The organism is Pseudoalteromonas sp. S3178, from assembly GCF_005886985.1.
In the GTDB taxonomy this organism is placed as follows: domain Bacteria; phylum Pseudomonadota; class Gammaproteobacteria; order Enterobacterales; family Alteromonadaceae; genus Pseudoalteromonas; species Pseudoalteromonas carrageenovora.
Genome location: NZ_PNCW01000491.1, coordinates 1 through 400 on the forward strand (window position 1 = coordinate 1; position 400 = coordinate 400).

Below are 400 nucleotides of genomic sequence, written 5' to 3' on the forward strand. Positions count from 1 at the left end.
CTTCCACTTCTCGCCAATCAATACCCTCGTTATCCAAAGTACTAACAAGTGCTTTCACTTCTTCAATCACCGCTTCACGCGCTATTTTTGCCTGCTCACGCTGTACTTCTTGCTCCGCAAAGTAAGCGCGACAAGGTACAAACAATAATTCAATTTTTTCATCAAATTGAGCTGCTTGTGCCTTTTCCTGTTCCGTTTCAACATGACCAAGTTCGTTCCAACGTGTTCTAAGCAATTTTACTTCCTCAGCACGCTTAACTGGATCAACTGACTCCTCAGCCAGTTTGATATCAAGCTCCGTAAGCAATTCTTCACGTTTAGGCGTAGCTGCATACTTTTGCCAATCTTTAAGATCTTTTAATGCTTGAGACAAGCTTTCATGCTGGTTTTCAAGCTGCTT

At 42.2% G+C, this 400-nt stretch carries 1 protein-coding gene; it reads right to left on the reverse strand.

Features of this window, described 5'->3' with window-relative positions:
- Positions 1-400, reverse strand: a 400-nt coding sequence (locus tag CWC11_RS21880; protein WP_138684253.1) for a DUF349 domain-containing protein, incomplete at both ends; no start/stop codon positions are given.